Genomic DNA, 857 nt, shown 5'->3' on the forward strand with positions numbered 1-857 from the left:
TTATCGGCTCCCCGAGGCTTATCGCAGATTACTACGTCCTTCTTCGGCTCCAGATGCCCAGGCATCCACCGTATGCTCTTGAAGACTTGAAATCACATAAGCATTTTGATCGAACACACACCCACCCAGGCACCCCATACAAGGGGACCCATCAGCAGGTGTGCGACCAATGAAATATTAAGTAAATACACCACGCACCAAACACCCCGAGAACACCCCACCACTCTCACGAGCACTGGAAACTCCCTGGGATCTTTGACACGGGCATAGATGCTCGCGTCCACTGTGTAGTTCTCAACGTACGGTCGATCCCACCCCCACCACCAACACGTGCGATAGGCGCGGGTCGAAGACACAGCACACCCCCGAACACCCCCAGGCGATCACCCTCCACACACAACGGTGCGGGAGCGTTCACCGGGGTTCGTTCCGGGACGGTCTGGGCCTTCAGGACCCAATAATGTGCAGCTTGAAAACAACCCGAACCCCTCACCCCTCCGTTCCAACAACATCTCCCCGAAAGGGCACGTTGCGTACTGAGACAGGCCAGCGATCACGGCTTGCCATGTTGTCAAATGTTCCACCCATGAGCGACCAGCACCACGCGTTCGGTGGTGTTCTGGTCATTCTGCGAACCTTCACCGTGGTGGGGTTCGAGTGCTCCTTAGAAAGGAGGTGATCCAGCCGCACCTTCCGGTACGGCTACCTTGTTACGACTTAGTCCTAATCACCAGTCCCACCTTCGACGACTCCCTCCCACAAGGGGTTAGGCCATCGGCTTCGGGTGTTACCGACTTTCATGACTTGACGGGCGGTGTGTACAAGGCCCGGGAACGTATTCACCGCAGCGTTGCTGA

General features: G+C 56.7%; 2 rRNA genes. Both read right to left on the reverse strand.

Annotated features, from left to right (window positions below):
- Positions 1-92: ribosomal RNA gene (locus J4H91_RS15380) — 23S ribosomal RNA — on the reverse strand; the annotation flags it as partial.
- Between the two features lie 576 nt (positions 93-668).
- Positions 669-857: ribosomal RNA gene (locus J4H91_RS15385) — 16S ribosomal RNA — on the reverse strand; the annotation flags it as partial.

Origin of the sequence: Leucobacter ruminantium (assembly GCF_017565705.1) — a bacterium.
Classification (GTDB): Bacteria; Actinomycetota; Actinomycetes; order Actinomycetales; family Microbacteriaceae; genus Leucobacter; species Leucobacter ruminantium.